The following is a 17,071-nucleotide window of genomic DNA, read 5'->3' on the forward strand; positions in this document are numbered from 1 at the left end:
TTCCACACATTGGAGTGACTCTCTCCACAAATAACGTCGCCAACATAGGGAATCGTCCCGCCAAAAATAGGGAATGGCTCCGATGCGCGCTCTTGTCGAACGTGATCATTGTCCAGTCGCGCTCGGACCGAGCGTGAATCAATGCGAAAAGGAACTTCCCATGCCTCGTTATGTGGTGGAACGCACATTTCCGGACGGTCTCACCGTGCCGATCACCGAAGTCGGCGCCGATGCGCTCGGCGGCGTCGTCATGCGCAACGCCGAAAAAGGCGTCACCTGGGTGCAGTCCTTCGTGTCGCTCGACAAGAAGCACAGTTTCTGCATCTACGACGGCCCCTCGCCGGAGGCGATCCGCAGCGCGGCCCATAAGAATTCGCTGCCGGTCGACAAGATCATGGAGGTGCGGGTTCTTGACCCTTACTTCTACTGTTGAGTCCCCAAATGATCGGCAATTCGATGAGCATCAAACTGCCCTTAGCGGCAATGGCGACCTGCTTGCTGGCCTGCCGGTCGGTGAACCCGCGCCTGTCATGGGAGACGCCGACCAAGCAACCTCCCTGCTCGGCCGTCTATGGCGGTTCGCGGCGAACCTGCCTTCGCATCTGTATGGCGGGCGGCGGCGATTGCCCCCGGAAGACGATTATCTGAGGCGCGACATCGGCCTCTCGGAGCACGATATCCAGCGGGAATACTGGCAATATTACTGGTGGGACCACTGATTTCGTGCAGCCATTTTGAACCGCTGAAAGACATTTCGAAAACTGCAAAGGCCGCCTGACAGCGACCTGCACAAACCGGACGGACGGTCCGTTCCGGATTGCAAAACCAGGCGCCGCAGCGTTGAAACACGCCCGGCCTCACGGCCGGCCGTGGACCTCCCTGTCGCGTCATCAACAACAAACGGAAAGACCATGACCATAACTCTTTGGATCGGGCGCTTCGCCGCCCTCGCCGTCCTGTCGATGGCAGCCACTGCCGCCCAAGCCCGCGACGCCAACAGGCTGGCCGACATGGTGCTGACGGCCAACAGCCGCTTTGAGAACGTGGTTGCGGCAACCGCCGAGGGCTATGCGCCGATCCCTTGCGCCAGCGGCATCACCGGCGGCGCCATGGGCATCCACTACGTCAATCCCACCTATCTCAAGGATGACGCGGTCGATGTCGCCAAGCCCGAGGCGGTGATGTACGAGCCAATGGCCGACGGGACGCTGAAACTGGTGGCGGTCGAATACATCACCTCGAAAGGCCCGGCCTCGCTCGGCGGACAGCTGTTCAACTTCAACAGCGCCCCCAACCGCTACGGCCTCGGCCCGTTCTACGAACTGCATGTCTGGGCCTGGAAACAGAACCCAACCGGCACCTTCGCCGACATGAACCCGAACGTGTCCTGCGATGCGATGAAGGGGATGTGACACTCCCCATGTGACACCTCTGGCACCGCATACCCGGTGCCTGGCCTTCCCCCATTGCGGGGGGGAGGGGCGAGCGCAACACCGACCCGGCTTCCTATGCTTCCCGGCGTTCGCTCGCCTTTCGTCATGCCGCCCTGAACTACGAATGCGCGTGCCGCGCATCGGCCGCCTGGCGGCCCTCCGCTATGGCTCCCTGCCCTTCGGGCGTTCAGACCCTTCAAAGGCCCACTAGGCCTTCTTTCCCGAAGGCGACCGGGGTCTTCACCGTTCGTCGCTCGAAAAGCCAAATCGTTGGCTTTTCTTCCGCTGCGCGGGCCGCTCCTCACCCAACCGTTTCTTAATGTGTCTCCGCTACACAAGAGCCTGAAAAGAAGCGGAAAACGGAGAGAAATCGGGGTGCGCTTTTCCGCGGCCACGACAGCCGGTCGGTTCTTGCCGCAGCGTTTGGCGCTGCGCATGAGGCCGCTGCTTGGCCGTATCGACGCCGTGCTGTTCACCGCCGACGAGCGCGGCGAGGCCGGCCGCATGTCGGTCATCGCCTTCTCCATCCGCATCGTCAGCGCCGTCATCGCCTTCATCAGCCAAGTGCTGATGGCGCGCTGGATGGGCTCGTTCGAATACGGCATCTTCGTTCTCGTCTGGGTGACGATGGTGATCGTCGGCAACCTCGCCTGCCTCGGCTTCCACACCTCGGTCATCCGCTTCATTCCCGAATATCGCGAGCGCGGCCTGATGGACGAACTGCGCGGCATCGTTCTGGCCAGCCGCCTGTTCGTGCTGATCGCCTCCACGCTCATCGCCGGGCTCGGCGCGCTCGGCGTCTGGCTGGCGGCACCCTGGATCGAAAACTACTATGTGATACCGTTCATCCTCGGCGTCATCTGCCTGCCGATGATCGCCATGTCCGACCTGCTGTCGGGACTGGCACGCGCCAACAGCTGGGCGCTGTTTGCGCTGTCGCCGACCTACCTGGTGCGACCCATCCTGATCCTGCTGTTCATGGCGCTGATGCTGGCGGCCGGCTACGCCCCCGATGCCAGGACGGCGATCTTCGCCTCGATCGCGGCCACCTACGTCACCACGCTAGGCCAGCTCATCGGCGTCACCCAGCGCATGGAACGGCAGATCCCAGCCGGACCGATGAAGGTCCATTTCGCGCAATGGTTCATCGTTTCGCTGCCGATCTTCCTGGTCGAGAGCTTCTTCTTTCTGCTCACCAATGCCGACGTGCTGATGGTCGGCGCCTACATGGATCCCAACGACGTCGCTGTCTACTTCGCCACGGTGAAGACGCTGGCGCTGGTGCATTTCGTCTATTTCGCCGTCAAGGCCGGCGTAGCCCAGCGCTATGCGCAGTTCACCCATGGCGACCCGCAAAGGCTCGCCGCCTTTGCCCGCGAGACGGTGTCGTGGACGTTCTGGCCCTCGCTCTTGATGGCGCTGCTGGTGCTGGCGCTCGGCGAGCCGATGCTGGTGCTGTTCGGCCCTGAATTCAGCAGTGGCTATCCCTTGCTGTTCCTGCTCGTCTTCGGCGTCGTGGCGCGCGCCGCCGTCGGCCCCTGCGAAAGCCTGCTGACGATGGGCGGCAACCAGAACATCTGCGCCGCCGTCTATGCCATGACGCTGGTCTTCAACATCGCGCTCAACGTGGTGCTGATCCCAATATTCGGCCTGTGGGGCGCGGCCATGGCCACCGCCTTTGCCATGATCTTCGAAGCCGGCGCGCTGTCCTTCACGGTTTGGCGCAAGCTCGGCATCGTCATGCTTATCTTCGTGCCTGCGAAAGGAGCCCCGTGATGGCCGCCATCCCGTTGCTTGAGGAAACCAGCGGCGGCACCGCCGGCGCCATGGTGTCCGGCCTTGCCGGGCTGACCCGTGACGCCGACCCAGCCCATATCGAGATCCTCGCCAACAACCGGCCCGAGCGCAAACTCGCCATCTACCCGGCATCGGCCGGCTTCGACTTAGTCGAGGAACTGGATTATCTCTGCGCCCGTACGGTCGAGCCCAACGTGTTCTTCAACCCGCGGTTCCTGGCGCCCGCCATGCCGCGGCTGGAGGATCGCGAGGTGCGGCTGGCGGTCATCCGCGACGGCGACGAATACCGCAATCGGCTGCGCCTTTTGGTGCCGTTCTCGGTAGAACGGCCGGTGGTGCCGCTCGGCGTTCCGGTGATGCGCACATGGTCGAGCCCGTTCGGTCCGCTCGGCACACCGCTAGTCGACCGCGACGATCCGGTCGGTGTCATCGAGGACTTCTTCTCGATGCTGTCGCGCCCGCATCTCAAGCTGCCGAAAGTGTTGGTCCTAGCCGATATCCGGCTCGATGGCCCGGTGGCGAGCCTGCTTGCAACCGTGGCCGAGACGCGCGGCCTGATGCTGGTCACCACTGGTCAGACCCAGCGCCCGGCGCTCGAGAGCGAGCTCGATGGCGATGACTATCTGAAGGCCTCGCTGCGTTCGCACCATTATCGCGAGTTCCGCCGCCTGAAGCGGCGCCTTGGCGACCTCGGCAAGCTGGAGCATGTCGTGGCGCGCGGACCTGAAGACATCCGCCACGCCATCGAAAGTTTCCTGACGCTGGAAGCGGCCGGCTGGAAAGGCCGCGAACGCACCGCCATGGCGATCGACCGCTACCGCGCCGCCTTCGCCCGCGAGGCCGTGCATCGGCTGGCCGAGCAGGACATGTGCCGCATCCATTCGCTGACGCTCGACGGCCGCACCATCGCCTGCCTGATCGTCTTCATCGAAGCCGGCGTCGCCTACACTTGGAAGACGGCCTATGACGAGACGCTGGCCAGCTATTCGCCCGGCACGCTGCTGATGATCGAGGTGACCAGGCAGCATCTCGACGACCCCAACATCATGATGACCGATTCCTGCGCGGTGCCCGACCATCCGGTGATGAGCAGGCTGTGGGCCGAGCGCAAGCCGATGGGCACGCTGGTCATCGGCCTGACGCCGGACGCCGACCGCCTCACCCGCCAGGCCGCCTCGCAGCTGCACCTCTACCGTGAAACCCGCAACATGGCCCGCCTGCTACGCAACCGGATGAAGAGTTTGTTGGGACGGCGGTAGAACGCCGGTCCAAAATCGTGGATTGGTTGCCGGGAGAAAAAAGTACGGTGCGCCTTCCGGCACTGAGCCGAACCGACAATGGTCTTCCTTCGCCGAGGCTTCGGAGGACACTCCTGCCCTAGCCGGAATCGAACCAGCGCTCCTTGCGGAACTCGATTTTGAGAGACCGGATATGCCCTGTCCTTTGTATCCGGCAGTATCCTCCGCTCAGAATCTGTATCCGCCGACTTACGTTTGACACCCATTAGACGATTGACCGAAGGACACCGCCGTCGACGCGCAGACCAGCGCCGCTTGTCGCCGACGCTTGCTCCGAACAGACGTAGATGACCATGTTTGCGACTTCTTCGGTCGTCGCGAACCGATTGATCAGTGTCGTCGGGCGCATCGTCTTCAAGAACACCTGCTCCGCCGCGTCCTGTGTTATGCCTTGCGAGTGCGCCAACTCATTCATCATCCTGGACAGGATTTCCGACCTTGTTGGACCGGGGAGGACCGCATTGACCGTCACGCCCGTCCCGGCCACCGCTTCTGCGAGGCCCCTGGAGATGGCGAGTTGCGCCGTCTTGGTCATGCCGTAGTCGATCATCTCTTTGGGAACGTTCAGGGCGGACTCGCTGCTGATGAAGACGACACGTCCCCAGCTCCGCTCGACCATCTTAGGGACGTAGTGGCGTGCGGCGCGAACGCCGCTCATGACGTTGAGCTGGAAGAGGCTTAGCCAGTCGTCATCGGCGAGATCAAAGAAGGTCTTCGGGCGGGCTGTGCCTACATTGTTGACGAGGATATCCGCATCAGGCGCCTGCGCGAACAAGACTCCGGCTCCTTCGGCTGTTTCCAGGTCGGCGGCAACGCCCGTCAAATCAGACGCTGGGAAGAGCTCACGAAGCTCGCGAAGAGCCGTGGCGACGCGTTCCTCGCCGCGCCCGTTGATCACGACCGAAGCGCCCGCGCGCGCCAAGCCTTCCGCGATGGCGCGCCCGATGCCCGCCGTGGAACCCGTTACGACGGCCTTGCGGCCCTTAAGGTCAATATTCATGAGTCTGCTCCTGCAATTTGGACTGCGATAGTTGGGTTTCTTACTTGATGCGTGAGACGTTGCGGCGGGATTGGCGATTTCTCGACAGGGGCTGTGCATCAGCGCACCACTCGGGTATTTCGAGTATGCTTTCATTCGCGCTGCTGGGGAGGTACAGAAGCATTGGCACCGCATGGCAAGAGTTAGCCATAACCCAGGCCGGGTTGTGATTCAGAGATTGCGCACCCTTCGGTGCAAGGTTGCATCATATGATCGAATGGGATCACGTTCGCTTCTTTCTAGCCGTCGCACGCGAAGGCTCGGTTCGGGCCGCAGCCGAGCGCCTCAAGGTAAACCACTCGACCGTGCTTCGGCACATAGCCCTGCTGGAGGAGCGCCTCGGCGCACAAATGTTCGAGAAGCTGCCTTCAGGCTATCGTCTGACGGATGCTGGTGGGGAGGTCCTCGAATACGCGGTTCAGATGGAGGCGTCCTCGAATCAGCTGGATGCACGCGTCTCCGGTCACGACCAGGGCGTGAGCGGGCTTCTGCGCGTGACGCTGCCGCCGCCCCTCGCGACGAACTTGCTCATGCCGGACTTCGCCGACTTTGCACGCCTGCATCCCGAGATCGAAATGGACATACTGTCCATAGACCAGCCGGTGAATCTGACCAATCGAGAGGCCGACGTTGCGATTCGAGTCGTCTACGACCGCGATACCCTGCCGTCCAATCTGCACGGCCTGAAGGGGCCGGAACTGTACGGCGGTGTCTACATATCCCACGATCTGCTGTCCGCGTTGCGCGGGGGCGCGCCAGATCGCGTCCGATGGATCGTGAGGAATTGGGATGGTGTCTCGGACTGGGCACGTAAAGGAGACATACCCACTTCGCACGTGCCGTTCAGGACCACGGACGGTGTGACGCAGCTTCTCGCGGTTCAACAGGGACTCGGGATGGCGGCGCTGTCCTGCTTCGTCGGAGATGCCGATCCTTTGCTCGCGAGGGCGCCGGGAACCACCCTGCGCAGGTTTGGAACGCTGTGGCTCCTCACGTACGGCGAGACGCGCAAGACCAAGCGTGTGCGTCTGTTCATGGAGTTCATATCTCCTAGGCTCGCCGCGTATGCACCACTTCTGGGCGGGCAATCCCACATCGGCGGGTGACGGATAGGCGGAGCCACCCGCGAACGGTGCGCCAATGCACAGCCCCTGTCGACAAATTGCCAATCCCGATTGGGGGCCCCCGACCCCAGTTAAGCTCCAGAGGCCACCGGCAGGTCGCCGCACCGATAAGGCCGCGTTGCATTGTTGAGCGTGCCGCCGACCTCAGCAGAAACGAACTGGAGATTTGAAATGACATACGCAATCATAGGTGCCGGGGCCGTCGGCCCAGCGCTCGCGAAAATGTTCGCCCGCAAGGGTATAGAGGTGGCCATAGCAAGCACCCGCGCGCCCGATGCGCTCGCGCCGCTCGTAAAGGCCATTGGCCCTACGGTCACTGCTGTCTCCCTGGATGAAGCCGTCACGGCCGATATCATCCTCCTAGCCGTTCCCTTTTGGGCACACCGTGACGTAGCGAATGCGGCTGCAGATTGGCAGGGTAAGATCATTATCGATGTCACAAACGCATACGGCGTCTCCCCAAGCGATTTGGGCAACCTCCCGTCTTCGGCTGTGATCGCCAAGGCGTTTGGCGCTGCAATGCTGGTCAAGGCGTTCAACCACCTGCCTGCAGGCGTCCTCGCGCAGGCCCCCACCGTCGATGGCGGGCGGCGAGTGATTTTCCTGTCCAGCGACAAGGACAGCGCCATTCCGGTGGTGTCCGCCCTGGTCGAGCAACTCGGTTACGCACCGGTCAACCTGGGAGCACTCACTGAGGGTGGGCTGCTCGTCCAGGCGCGCGGAAACTCCTGGGGATCACTCATTTTTAAAGATCTCTTCAAGAAGGAGAATTGAGCGATGTATGATCGTGTGAAATGGCCTGACCATTTCGACCCGAAGATTTCGGCGATCTACGCGCTCAATGACGTTGACGTGAAAGCGCCGCCTGAAGTTGTGTGGGAACTGCTGATCGATGCCGAGAACTGGTCGAGCTATTTTGCTCCTGAGGACCAAGTCAAGATCCTGACCGGCGAGCCCAAACTGGCGCTCGGAACCCGATACAGCCGGGTGACGGTTGGATTTCCGATGAGCCTGGTGGTGACGGAGTGCGAGCCCGGCCACAGGCTTGCGTGGAAGACGGTGGTCGACGGCGACGAGACCGGTTCAACCGCGTATCACGGTTGGGTTATCACTCCCACCGAGTCGGGTTGCCATGTACTGACGGAAGAGACGCAGCAGGGCCCCTGGTTCCTCGACGTGCTTGGACACAAGCACCCCGGTGGGCTCTACCGCTATCACCAGCAGTGGGTCGACGACCTTGCTCGTGCTGCCGAGGCAGTAGCGGCGCGGACGGCCCGCTAATCCCGATCTGTCTTCGCCGCTCTCGGCATCACGACGCTGCCGTGTTTCGTCGAGATGCCGATCCTCAATTGGAGAGGGTGCCAGGTACCGACCTACACCTGTATGGACCGGTCTGGCTTTTCACTCAGGGGGAGACACGCAAGACGAAGCGCGTGCGGCTCTTCACAGAGTTCGTATCCCACAGGCTCGCCGCCTACGCTCCGCTTCTCGCGGGACTGTCGATATCGCGCGACTGACGCCGGGCAGGCCAACGTCGAACGCGGACGATGCGCCACCGGTCCGCCGCGCTAGCCCGCTGAGTTTTGACCTGATTTTGAAGGGTGGTGCGGGTGGTCGGAATCGAACCGACACTCCTTGCGGAACCGGATTTTGAGTCCGGCGCGTCTACCAGTTCCACCACACCCGCACATTTGCCGCCGATTCTAGCCGACGCTCTCGGCACCTATACTGCACCTAGAGCGAAAACCGAATATCGTCAGCCACTTTTCCTTCCTTCTCAAACCCCTGAAAACACGCCGTTCTCAACTCGTCGTGTTTCCTGTGAATTGGTAGACAAACCACTCTTTGAGTCGAGCGTGTCTACTAATTCCGCCATAGGGGCTCAGGCCGGGCAGCCTGGATGGCGCGGGACTATACGGTTGGAGGCCTGTTCGTCAACTGGCCAATTGTTGCCGGCCCCAGATGCGACCAAACTGCGCCTTTCGATTTCGTGACGGGGCTGCCATTGTGCAGCGCGGAAAATCTTTCTAGACAGGCGGCGCATCAAGTGCCGCGCGTCTGACAGGATGGATGGCGCGCGCTTTGAGTCTTTGTTTTGTCCCGAAAACTCTGCGCACGTTTGGGCGACATGCATTAGGAGTGCCGATGCTTCGCGGACTTTACGACTGGACCTTGTCGCTGGCGGCCCGCAAATCCGCCGAATGGTGGCTGGCCTTCATCGCTTTTGTCGAAAGCTCGGTGTTCCTGGTGCCGGCCGACGTACTCTATTTGCCGATGGCGCTGTCGCGGCCTGATCGCGCCTACCGCTATGCGCTGATCGCCACCGTCGCCTCGGTGCTGGGCGGCATCGCCGGCTGGTTCATCGGCCACTACGCCTATGACGCGGTGGCGAGGCCGATCCTTGAATTCTACGGCAAATATGACGAATTCGAGAAGCTGCGTGCGGGGGCGGGCGTCGGCTTCATCATCCTGATGCTGATCACTTCCGGGGCCGCCCATCTGCCGCCGATCAAGGTGGTGACGATCCTGTCCGGCGTCATCGGCGTCAATCTGGCGCTGTTCATCGTGCTGGCGATCGTGGCGCGCGGCGCCCGCTTCCTGCTGCTGGCCTGGCTGCTGCGCCGTTATGGCGAGCCGATCCGCGAATTCATCGAAAAGCGCCTTGGCCTGATCGCCGGCGGCGGCGCGGCCGCCCTGATTTTGCTCTATATCGTCGTCAAATACGCGTTCTAGTCCATGTCGCCCAAAAAGTGCCCAGCGGTTTTGGGACAACGACATGGATAAATGGAATAAGCGGGCGGCGAACTCAACGGACGAAAAACCCATGACAGCGACCATGAATGCCGACACCGGACGCCAGCGGACGCGCACGGCCCTGTTCCTCGCCGTCGCCATGGCCGCCACCGTTGGCTCGGCGCTCGGCTTCCAGTATCTCGGTGGCTACATCCCTTGCCACCTCTGCCTGGAACAGCGCACGCCCTACTACATCGGCGTGCCGCTGATGATGCTGGCGGTGATTGCATCGATGCTGCACGCACCTAGCTGGTTGACGCGCGGCCTGCTGGCCGTCGGCGGCCTGCTGATGCTCTACGGCCTCTATCTCGGCGTCTACCACTCAGGCGTCGAATGGGCCTGGTGGGCCGGCCCGACCGATTGCACCGCGGGCGCCGGACCGGTCGACACCGGGGGCAAGGGCGTGCTCGACGCGCTCGACAAATTCGTGCCGCCGTCCTGCGACAAGGCCGCTTTGCGTATCCTCGGCCTGTCGCTGGCCGGCTGGAACGCCATCGCCAGCCTGGTCCTGGCCGCTATCGCCTTCCGCGGCGCCCTCACCCGCGACTGAGCCAACGCGAGATCATTTGAGCCATCGCGAGATCGTTCAAGAATTCGGCAGGCTGAGTCGTTTGGACTGATTGTCGAGAACCGGAGCGGAGCGGACATCCCGCATGTCCACGAAACGTGGTTCCGGTTTTCCGATAAGGACATGCGGCAAAGCAAAGTATCCGCGAGCATCGGAAGCGCAGACGATCGTTCCAGACGGCCAGCCTCCCGAATTCTCGGACGATCTCAGGGTTCGAGTTCGACATCCCAGTAGAGATAATCCATCCAGCTTTCATGCAGATGGTTGGGCGGGAACAGGCGGCCATTGTTGTGCAGATCGTGCACCGTCGGCTGGAAAGGCTTCTGCAGTGGCCACATCTTGGCATGCGCCGGCATCATGCCGCCCTTCCTCAAATTGCAGGGCGAGCAGGCGGCAACGACATTCTCCCATGTCGTCGCACCGCCGCGGTGGCGGGGGATGACGTGATCGAAGGTCAGATCCTCAGGCGTGCCGCAATACTGGCACTGGAAACGGTCGCGCAGGAAGACGTTGAAGCGGGTGAACGCCGGATGCCTGGACGGCTTCACATAGGCCTTCAGGCTGACCACGCTCGGCAGCTTCATCGAGAAGGTCGGCGAGGAGACGGCGTGCTCGTATTCGGCGACGATGTTCACCCGGTCGAGGAACACCGCCTTGATGGCGTCCTGCCACGACCAGAGCGACAAGGGGTAATAGCTGAGCGGACGGTAATCCGCATTCAGCACCAGTGCTGGAAGCCCATCCGGAGATACGGCGACCGTCACGTGTTTACCTCCTTGGTTCTAGACCCGAACGGCGCGGATACTGTAAGCCCGACATGACAGGGATGTGAAGCGGATTGTCGCGTCGCCGAAACGCCAAAAACACATGATCTTCATGCTTTTTTGCGGATTCAGGTCGGTGGCGCGGCGTCCCGCCCTCTGGTTTCGCGATAATAGGACCAGAAAAGCCGTGATGCGACACCTCGCCACGGGCTCCATGATTCGGCCAAGGCGATCAGGGTTTTCTCCGGCGGACGCGGCTCGATGCCGAGCGCGTGGCCGACGGCCGTCTGTAGCGCGACGTCGCGCGCGGGGAAGATGTCGGGGTGTCCGGCGGCAAACAACAGGTATACTTCCGCCGTCCATGGACCGATGCCGGACACCGCCGTCATCGTCGTGATCGCCTCCTGGGCATCGAGCGAACAGAGGTGATGCAGGTCGAGGCCGTCGACCACGGCCTGGGCAACAGCGATCAGGCCGCGCTGCTTCGGCCGCGACAGGCCGGCCTCGCGAAACATGTCTTCGCCGGCGGCAAGGATCGCCTGCGGCGTCAGCGGATCGACGAGCTTGGTCAGCCGGCCGAAGATGGCATCGGCGCTGGCGCGGGACACTTGCTGTGAGACGACGATCGACGCCAGGCTCCGAAACCCCGGCTCGGACAGCCGCAGCGGCACCTCGCCGGCCATGCCGCGCACCTTTTCCAGGCGCGGGTCGATCACGCAAAGCGCATCGAGCCCTCGGGCAATGTCGTCTGATGTCACGATACGCTGCATGCTTTCTTGTTCCCTGACCGTCGACAGGGTAGCAATTGGCGAAGCGCCGCAAAACATGATTGCCGCCGAAGAGATGACACTCCTGACATTCCGCTTCGCTCCCAGCCCCAACGGCGACCTGCATCTCGGCCACGCCTATTCGGCGCTGCTCAACCAGAAGCTGGCGGCACAGGCAGACGGCCGCCTGCTGCTGCGCATCGAGGATATCGACACGGCGCGCTGCACGCCGCAATTCGAGGCAGGCATGCTTGCCGACCTCAAATGGCTGGGGCTTGGCTGGGAAGAGCCGGTGCGCCGCCAGTCCGAGCATTTCGCCGAATACCAGGCGGTGCTCAGGCGGCTGATCGCGGAAGAACTCGTCTATCCCGCCTTCATGAGCCGTGGGGAAATCCGCGCTTTCATCACTGACAGTGAAGGGCAAGGGCGCGACTGGCCGCGCGATCCCGACGGCGTGCCGCTCTACCCCGCAGCCGACAAGGCGCTGCCGGTCAAGGAACGCAAGCGACGGATCGCCGAGAATGCGCCCTTCGCCTGGCGGCTGGATGTCGATGCCGCCATGGCGCGTGTCGGCAAGGACCTGTCATGGAGCGAATTCGTCGATGAGAGCCTTTTCGCGACCCGATCGGTCGAAGCCCGCCCGCGGGACTGGGGCGACGTGATCGTGGCGCGCCGCGACATCCCGACCAGCTACCACCTCGCGGTCGTCATGGACGATGCCCTGCAAGGCGTCAGCCATGTCGTGCGCGGGCAGGATCTGTTTTCCGCGACCGGCGTGCAGCGCCTGCTCCAGGAACTCCTAGGACTGCCGCAGCCTGCCTATTTCCATCATCGCCTCGTCCTCGGGCCGGATGGACGAAAGCTGTCCAAGAGCCTCGGCGACACTGGCCTTGCCGCCTTGCGCCATGCCGGCGCATCACCCGATGACGTCAGGCGGATGGTAGGGCTTGAGCGCGGCGCGGCCGAGGTAACGCATGTCGAACTTGACGCCCGTTGAATTCCGGTGATGCATGGATCAATGGTTTCGTTTTGCGCGCCGGGTTGAAGCGCAGTAGAGCAGCGCCACGGTCAACTCCCTCCAGCGCGGCGGTCTGCGGAACATGCACAGCATCAAGCGGTTCATCCCCGCCACCTTCGTCGTGTTGTGGGCAACCGGCTTCATCGGCGCGCGCTACGCCATGCCATGGGCGGAGCCGTTCACCTTCCTCGCCGCACGGTTCGTCATCGCCGCCATCCTGCTGGCCGTTCTGACGCTTGTGCTGGGTTCGAAGAGAGCCACCCGCGAGGAGGCGTTGCATGCCACCGGCGCCGGCATACTGATGCACGGCGTCTATCTCGGCGCCGTATTCTGGGCCATCCACAGAGGCATGCCGGCCGGCTTTTCGGCGCTGATCGTCGGCCTGCAGCCGCTGATCACGGCGGTGCTTGCCGGCAAGTTTCTCGGCGAGGCGATCCTGCCGCGCCACTGGGCCGGCCTCGGCATCGGCCTCATCGGCATCGTCATCGTGCTGTGGCCAAAGCTCGGTGCGCTGGGCGGCGGCGTAACAGTGGCGACGCTGACCGCTTCGCTGGTCTCGGTGCTCGGCATGAGCGCCGGCACCATCTGGCAGAAGCGCTTCGCTTCCGGCGGCGACCTCGTCGCGGCGACCATGTGGCAATATGTCGGCGGCGCGGCTGTGATGATCCTGGCCGCACTGGCCTTCGAGACGCACACGGTCGTCATCAATGGCGAACTGATCTTCGCCATGGCCTGGCTGGTGCTGGTGCTGTCGCTCGGCGCCATCTTCCTGCTGATGGTGATGATCCGCGACGGCGAGATGTCGAAGGTGGCCTCGCTGTTCTACCTGGTGCCCGCGGTGACGGCCCTCATCGCCTGGGCCTTGTTCGACGAGCAGCTCAATGCGCTGCAGATTGTCGGCATGGCCATCACGACATTCGGCGTCGGCCTGGCAACCGCTCGGCCGAACAAGGGAGGATTTGTAGAACTGAGGAATTGAGTAACCCAAGCGGCAGCCCATTCTTCAATTCTTCAATTCCTCTATCCGCCCAGCATCGACTCATCCGACTCGGGCGCGGGCCTCCAGATAGCGGCTGATCGCGGCATTGAGTTCGCCGCCAAGGATGAAGATCGCCGAGACCATGTAGAGGAAGACCACGGCGATCATGATCGAGGCAAGGCCGGCATAGGTCGTCACATAGGACGAGAAGTGATCGAGATAGGCGGCGAAGATGGTCGAACCGATAAGCCATGCCGCCAGCGTGAAGATGATGCCCGGCACCAGCGAGACGAAACGGCGTTTGCCTGCCGGCAGCCAGAAATGCACGGCAAACAATCCGCCGACAATGACCACGGAGGCGATGACATAGCGCCATAGCGTGATCGTGCCCATGTAGGGCTTGATGCCGTCGATATGGGCTTCGGCGAGCCGCGCCAGCAGCGGCGCGAACACCAGGAGCACGCTGATCGCCAGGAAACCGGCGGTGGCGATGAGAACGAAGATGATGCTCTGCACCCGGCGGTAGATGATGCCGCGCGTTTCCGAGACGCGATAGGCGCGGTTGAGCGACGTGCGCAGCGCCTCGATGCCGTTCGAGGCAAAGTAGGCGGCCAGCACCACGCCATAGGTCAAAAGATCGGTTCGCCGGACGGTCAGCACATTGAGCACTTCGCGCGCGATCGGCTTGGCGATCTGTTCGGGCCAGGTGTCGAAGACGAGGTGCACGGCCGTGTCGGAGAACGCCTGCGCGCCGAGGAAGCTCGCCAGCGTCGTGGCGAAGATCAGGAACGGGAACAGCGCCATCAGCGAGGTGATCGCCAGATGGCTGGCCATCGCCCAGCCGTCATCGGTGTTGAAATGGCCAAGCGCATCGTAGAGAACCCGCTTGAGGGCTACGATCTTCCGCATCAAGAACCGCGCCCTCCAATTGTCTCCACGCTGGGAATATGGGAAGGGATTGCGGCAAATGGCAACCCTTGACGAAACCACGAACAGTCCGGCGCAGGAATTGCGCTCGATCATCGTCACCGGCGCATCCTCGGGAATAGGCGCGTACTGCGCCCGTGCGTTGAAGGCCGAAGGCTGGCGGGTGTTCGCGACGGCGCGCAAGCCGCAGGACATCGCTGCGCTCGAAGCTGACGGCATCGAGGCCTTCTATCTCGATTATTGCGAGCCGGACTCCATCGCCGCGCTGGTGACGGCGGTGCTCGACCGGACCGGCGGCCGACTCGACGCCCTGTTCAACAATGGCGCCTATGCTCAGCCGGGCGCCGTCGAAGATCTGCCCGTTGCGGCGCTCAAGCAGCAGTTCGAGGCGAATTTCTTCGGCTGGCATGACCTGACCCGCCGGCTGGTGCCAGTGATGCGCCGCCAGGGTCACGGCCGCATGGTCCACTGCTCGTCGATCCTCGGCCTGACGCCGGTGCGTTTTCGCGGCGCCTATTCGGCGTCGAAACACGCCTTGGAGGCCCTGATGCTCTGCCAGCGCCAGGAACTGGCCGGTAGCGGCGTCCATGTTTCGCTGATCGAGCCAGGGCCGGTGAAGTCAAAGATCGCCAGCAATGGCCTCATCTGGTTTCTCAGGAACATCGACCACGAGAATTCCGTGCACCGCGTGGATTATGCAGCGCAACTCGAGCGGCTGCGGGCCGGCGGCAGCCAATCGGCCTTGAAGCCGGGGCCGGAAGTGGTTCACGCGGCGCTGCGCCATGCACTTCTGTCGCGGCGCCCCCGCCCCCACTATGTGGTAACAGTGCCGGCCAGGATCGGTGCGGTCCTCAAACGCATCCTGCCCGCGTCGATGCTCTACCGCATCCTTGCCAAACGCGCCTGAATCAACCGAACTGGGAACACACCATGGCATCCGTCTTCAACATTCTCGCCATTCTGGTCATGGTCGCCGTGGTGATCGTGCTTGTTCGCGGCCTCATCAACATGATGCGCGGCGGCTCAGGCGTCACCTCGAACAAGCTGATGCAGGCGCGCGTCATGCTGCAGGCGGTGGCGCTGGTGCTGATCCTGCTGGCGGTGTATTTCACCCGCAAATGAGGATATCGGCAGCCGGGGAGGCGAAATGGTCAAGCTCAACAAGATCTACACCCGCACCGGCGATGATGGCACCACGGGTCTCGGCACCGGCGAACGGCGGCTGAAATCCGATCTGCGGGTGGACGCTTACGGCACGGTCGACGAAGCCAATGCCTGCATCGGCATCGCCAGGGTCCACACGGCATCGGCCCACCCGGCGATCGACGCCATGCTTTCCCGCATCCAGAACGATCTATTCGACCTCGGCGCCGATCTCGCCGTGCCCGACGACGGCAAGCCGCTCGGCTATGAGCCGCTTCGCATCATCGCCGTGCAGACCGACCGGGTCGAGAAGGACATCGACCTGCTCAACAAGGAGCTTCAGCCGCTCAAATCCTTCGTGCTCAATGGCGGCACGCCGGCAGCGGCGGCACTTCACCTTGCCCGCACCGTGGCGCGGCGAGCCGAAAGGCTGATGGTGGAGCTGGCCCAGAACCCGCGCGAACACGTCAACCGCGATGGACTAAAATACATCAACCGCGTCTCGGATTTCCTGTTTGTCGCCGCCCGGGCGGTCAATGACAACGGAAACGCCGACGTGCTATGGGTTCCCGGCAAGAACCGCTGATTGTCGAAGGCGGAAGAGGGCCCCGGGGCATGTTCATCCCGCTTTACGACACCAACAGGCTTCGGCACATCCGCCTGCAATATGTGACGATCGGACTGATCGTGGTCAACGCCCTGGTCTACCTCGCCACCGCGCTCGGCGGCGAGAATTTCTCCAATGCCGCCGTGCTTGGTCTCGGCTTCATCCCGTCGGTCGTCCATGACACCGCCGAGCTTGATCCCCGTTTTATCGTCATCCCCGAAAGCCTGAGCTACCTCACCTATTCCTTCCTGCACGCCGACATCTTTCACCTCGGCGGCAACATGCTGTTCCTGTGGGTGTTCGGCGACAATGTCGAGGATGCGCTGGGCCACATCCGCTACCTCATCTTCTATCTGCTCTGCGCCGTTGCGGGAGCCGCCTTCCAGGGCCTTGTCGCCTGGGATTCCCAGGTACCGCTGATCGGGGCCTCCGGCGCCATCGCCGGCGTGGTCGTCGCCTATCTGATCCTTTATCCCAGGGTGAAGGTCTGGGTGCTGGCGTTTGCCCGTATCCCGCTGCGCATCCCGGCCTTCATCCCGCTCATCCTGTGGGTGCTGTTCCAGGTGGTGATGTTTGCCGCCGGCGGCGAGGACCAGATTTCCTGGGCCTGCCACATCGGCGGCATCATCGCCGGCGCCGTTCTGGTGCTTGTCTTGCGCAGCCGCGGCGTGCCGCTGTTTGCCGGCGCTGACGAGGATGCCGCGGTCGCCGCTCCCAACCAGCCGCAGGCCACTGCTGAACCGGTGGCGCCTGAGCCACCCGCCGCAACACCGCGTTGGGGGCGCGGAAACGCTTCCAGTTCGGACTGAACCGA

General features: G+C 62.9%; 20 protein-coding genes, 1 tRNA gene and 1 pseudogene. 17 read left to right on the forward strand and 5 right to left on the reverse strand.

Going from position 1 to position 17,071, the window contains the following annotated elements; all coding sequences use genetic code 11:
• Positions 1–160 precede the first annotated feature (160 nt).
• The 5 genes from ASD99_RS12455 to ASD99_RS12475 all read left to right on the forward strand — a co-directional run bounded on the left by ASD99_RS12455 (position 161) and on the right by ASD99_RS12475 (position 4,489).
• The gene (locus ASD99_RS12455) at positions 161–433 is read left to right on the forward strand and encodes a DUF4242 domain-containing protein (RefSeq protein WP_056583498.1); all 273 of its coding nucleotides are present in this window, start codon (positions 161–163) and stop codon (positions 431–433) included.
• Positions 411–719: a hypothetical protein gene (locus ASD99_RS12460; RefSeq protein WP_082583258.1), complete on the forward strand. Its 309-nt coding sequence runs from the start codon at positions 411–413 to the stop codon at positions 717–719. Before ASD99_RS12455 ends, ASD99_RS12460 begins: the two co-directional genes overlap by 23 nt.
• A 192-nt stretch (positions 720–911) precedes the next feature.
• Positions 912–1,412 carry a hypothetical protein gene (locus ASD99_RS12465; protein ID WP_057143840.1) on the forward strand — a complete coding sequence of 167 codons (501 nt, stop codon included), beginning with the start codon at positions 912–914 and terminating at the stop codon, positions 1,410–1,412.
• 396 nt (positions 1,413–1,808) lie between these two features.
• Positions 1,809–3,209 (forward strand): lipopolysaccharide biosynthesis protein, encoded by a 1,401-nt coding sequence (locus ASD99_RS12470; RefSeq protein ID WP_057143841.1) that lies wholly within the window; start codon positions 1,809–1,811, stop codon positions 3,207–3,209.
• Positions 3,209–4,489: a GNAT family N-acetyltransferase gene (locus ASD99_RS12475; RefSeq protein ID WP_056583509.1), complete on the forward strand. Its 1,281-nt coding sequence runs from the start codon at positions 3,209–3,211 to the stop codon at positions 4,487–4,489. The genes ASD99_RS12470 and ASD99_RS12475 overlap by 1 nt, the downstream gene beginning before the upstream one ends.
• A gap of 244 nt (positions 4,490–4,733) precedes the next feature.
• On the opposite strand, the gene ASD99_RS12480 is transcribed toward ASD99_RS12475, so the two are convergent.
• Positions 4,734–5,528 (reverse strand): SDR family NAD(P)-dependent oxidoreductase, encoded by a 795-nt coding sequence (locus ASD99_RS12480; protein ID WP_056583511.1) that lies wholly within the window; start codon positions 5,526–5,528, stop codon positions 4,734–4,736.
• A gap of 248 nt (positions 5,529–5,776) precedes the next feature.
• Between ASD99_RS12480 and ASD99_RS12485 the strand changes: the two genes are divergently transcribed.
• The 4 genes and pseudogenes from ASD99_RS12485 to ASD99_RS34660 form a co-directional block, all read left to right on the forward strand.
• Positions 5,777–6,673, forward strand: coding sequence for a LysR family transcriptional regulator (locus ASD99_RS12485; protein ID WP_056583513.1), 897 nt, complete (start codon positions 5,777–5,779; stop codon positions 6,671–6,673).
• 189 nt (positions 6,674–6,862) lie between these two features.
• A complete protein-coding gene (locus tag ASD99_RS12490) occupies positions 6,863–7,465 on the forward strand; it encodes an NADPH-dependent F420 reductase (protein ID WP_056583516.1) in 603 nt (200 codons plus the stop codon).
• Between the two features lie 3 nt (positions 7,466–7,468).
• Positions 7,469–7,972 carry an SRPBCC domain-containing protein gene (locus ASD99_RS12495; RefSeq protein WP_057143842.1) on the forward strand — a complete coding sequence of 168 codons (504 nt, stop codon included), beginning with the start codon at positions 7,469–7,471 and terminating at the stop codon, positions 7,970–7,972.
• Between the two features lie 24 nt (positions 7,973–7,996).
• Positions 7,997–8,208 (forward strand): annotated as a pseudogene (locus tag ASD99_RS34660) (LysR family transcriptional regulator); the annotation flags it as partial.
• An 85-nt stretch (positions 8,209–8,293) separates the two neighbouring features.
• On the opposite strand, the gene ASD99_RS12500 reads toward ASD99_RS34660, so the two are convergent.
• A tRNA-Leu gene (locus tag ASD99_RS12500) sits at positions 8,294–8,378 on the reverse strand.
• 458 nt (positions 8,379–8,836) lie between these two features.
• Between ASD99_RS12500 and ASD99_RS12505 the strand changes: the two genes are divergently transcribed.
• Positions 8,837–9,424: a YqaA family protein gene (locus ASD99_RS12505; RefSeq protein WP_056583521.1), complete on the forward strand. Its 588-nt coding sequence runs from the start codon at positions 8,837–8,839 to the stop codon at positions 9,422–9,424.
• 91 nt (positions 9,425–9,515) lie between these two features.
• The gene (locus ASD99_RS12510) at positions 9,516–10,034 is read left to right on the forward strand and encodes a disulfide bond formation protein B (protein ID WP_056583525.1); all 519 of its coding nucleotides are present in this window, start codon (positions 9,516–9,518) and stop codon (positions 10,032–10,034) included.
• 224 nt (positions 10,035–10,258) lie between these two features.
• Here the strand turns inward: ASD99_RS12510 and ASD99_RS12515 are convergent, their stop codons facing one another.
• Both ASD99_RS12515 and ASD99_RS12520 read right to left on the reverse strand, forming a co-directional pair.
• Positions 10,259–10,816, reverse strand: a complete 558-nt coding sequence (locus ASD99_RS12515; RefSeq protein ID WP_006328497.1) for an HNH endonuclease — start codon at positions 10,814–10,816, stop codon at positions 10,259–10,261.
• A gap of 128 nt (positions 10,817–10,944) precedes the next feature.
• Positions 10,945–11,586 carry a DNA-3-methyladenine glycosylase family protein gene (locus tag ASD99_RS12520; protein ID WP_057143896.1) on the reverse strand — a complete coding sequence of 214 codons (642 nt, stop codon included), beginning with the start codon at positions 11,584–11,586 and terminating at the stop codon, positions 10,945–10,947.
• Between the two features lie 73 nt (positions 11,587–11,659).
• Between ASD99_RS12520 and gluQRS the strand changes: the two genes are divergently transcribed.
• The gene (gluQRS, locus tag ASD99_RS12525) at positions 11,660–12,580 is read left to right on the forward strand and encodes a tRNA glutamyl-Q(34) synthetase GluQRS (protein ID WP_056583887.1); all 921 of its coding nucleotides are present in this window, start codon (positions 11,660–11,662) and stop codon (positions 12,578–12,580) included.
• 103 nt (positions 12,581–12,683) lie between these two features.
• Positions 12,684–13,580 (forward strand): DMT family transporter, encoded by an 897-nt coding sequence (locus ASD99_RS12530; RefSeq protein WP_057143843.1) that lies wholly within the window; start codon positions 12,684–12,686, stop codon positions 13,578–13,580.
• 60 nt (positions 13,581–13,640) lie between these two features.
• Here ASD99_RS12530 and ASD99_RS12535 read toward each other — a convergent pair whose 3' ends face one another.
• A complete protein-coding gene (locus ASD99_RS12535; protein WP_200950990.1) occupies positions 13,641–14,489 on the reverse strand; it encodes a YihY/virulence factor BrkB family protein in 849 nt (282 codons plus the stop codon).
• A 58-nt stretch (positions 14,490–14,547) separates the two neighbouring features.
• Between ASD99_RS12535 and ASD99_RS12540 the strand changes: the two genes are divergently transcribed.
• Genes ASD99_RS12540 through ASD99_RS12555 form a run of 4 tightly spaced genes read left to right on the forward strand, consistent with a single transcriptional unit; the run spans position 14,548 to position 17,066 of the window.
• A complete protein-coding gene (locus tag ASD99_RS12540) occupies positions 14,548–15,414 on the forward strand; it encodes an SDR family oxidoreductase (protein ID WP_082583259.1) in 867 nt (288 codons plus the stop codon).
• 23 nt (positions 15,415–15,437) lie between these two features.
• Positions 15,438–15,629 (forward strand): twin transmembrane helix small protein, encoded by a 192-nt coding sequence (locus ASD99_RS12545; protein WP_056583538.1) that lies wholly within the window; start codon positions 15,438–15,440, stop codon positions 15,627–15,629.
• Positions 15,630–15,654: 25 nt separating this feature from the next.
• Positions 15,655–16,236 carry a cob(I)yrinic acid a,c-diamide adenosyltransferase gene (locus tag ASD99_RS12550; protein ID WP_056583543.1) on the forward strand — a complete coding sequence of 194 codons (582 nt, stop codon included), beginning with the start codon at positions 15,655–15,657 and terminating at the stop codon, positions 16,234–16,236.
• Between the two features lie 29 nt (positions 16,237–16,265).
• A complete protein-coding gene (locus tag ASD99_RS12555; protein ID WP_056583546.1) occupies positions 16,266–17,066 on the forward strand; it encodes a rhomboid family intramembrane serine protease in 801 nt (266 codons plus the stop codon).
• The last annotated feature ends 5 nt before the right edge of the window (positions 17,067–17,071 follow it).

The sequence above is a fragment of the Mesorhizobium sp. Root695 genome (genome assembly GCF_001428185.1).
Taxonomy (GTDB): Bacteria; Pseudomonadota; Alphaproteobacteria; order Rhizobiales; family Rhizobiaceae; genus Mesorhizobium.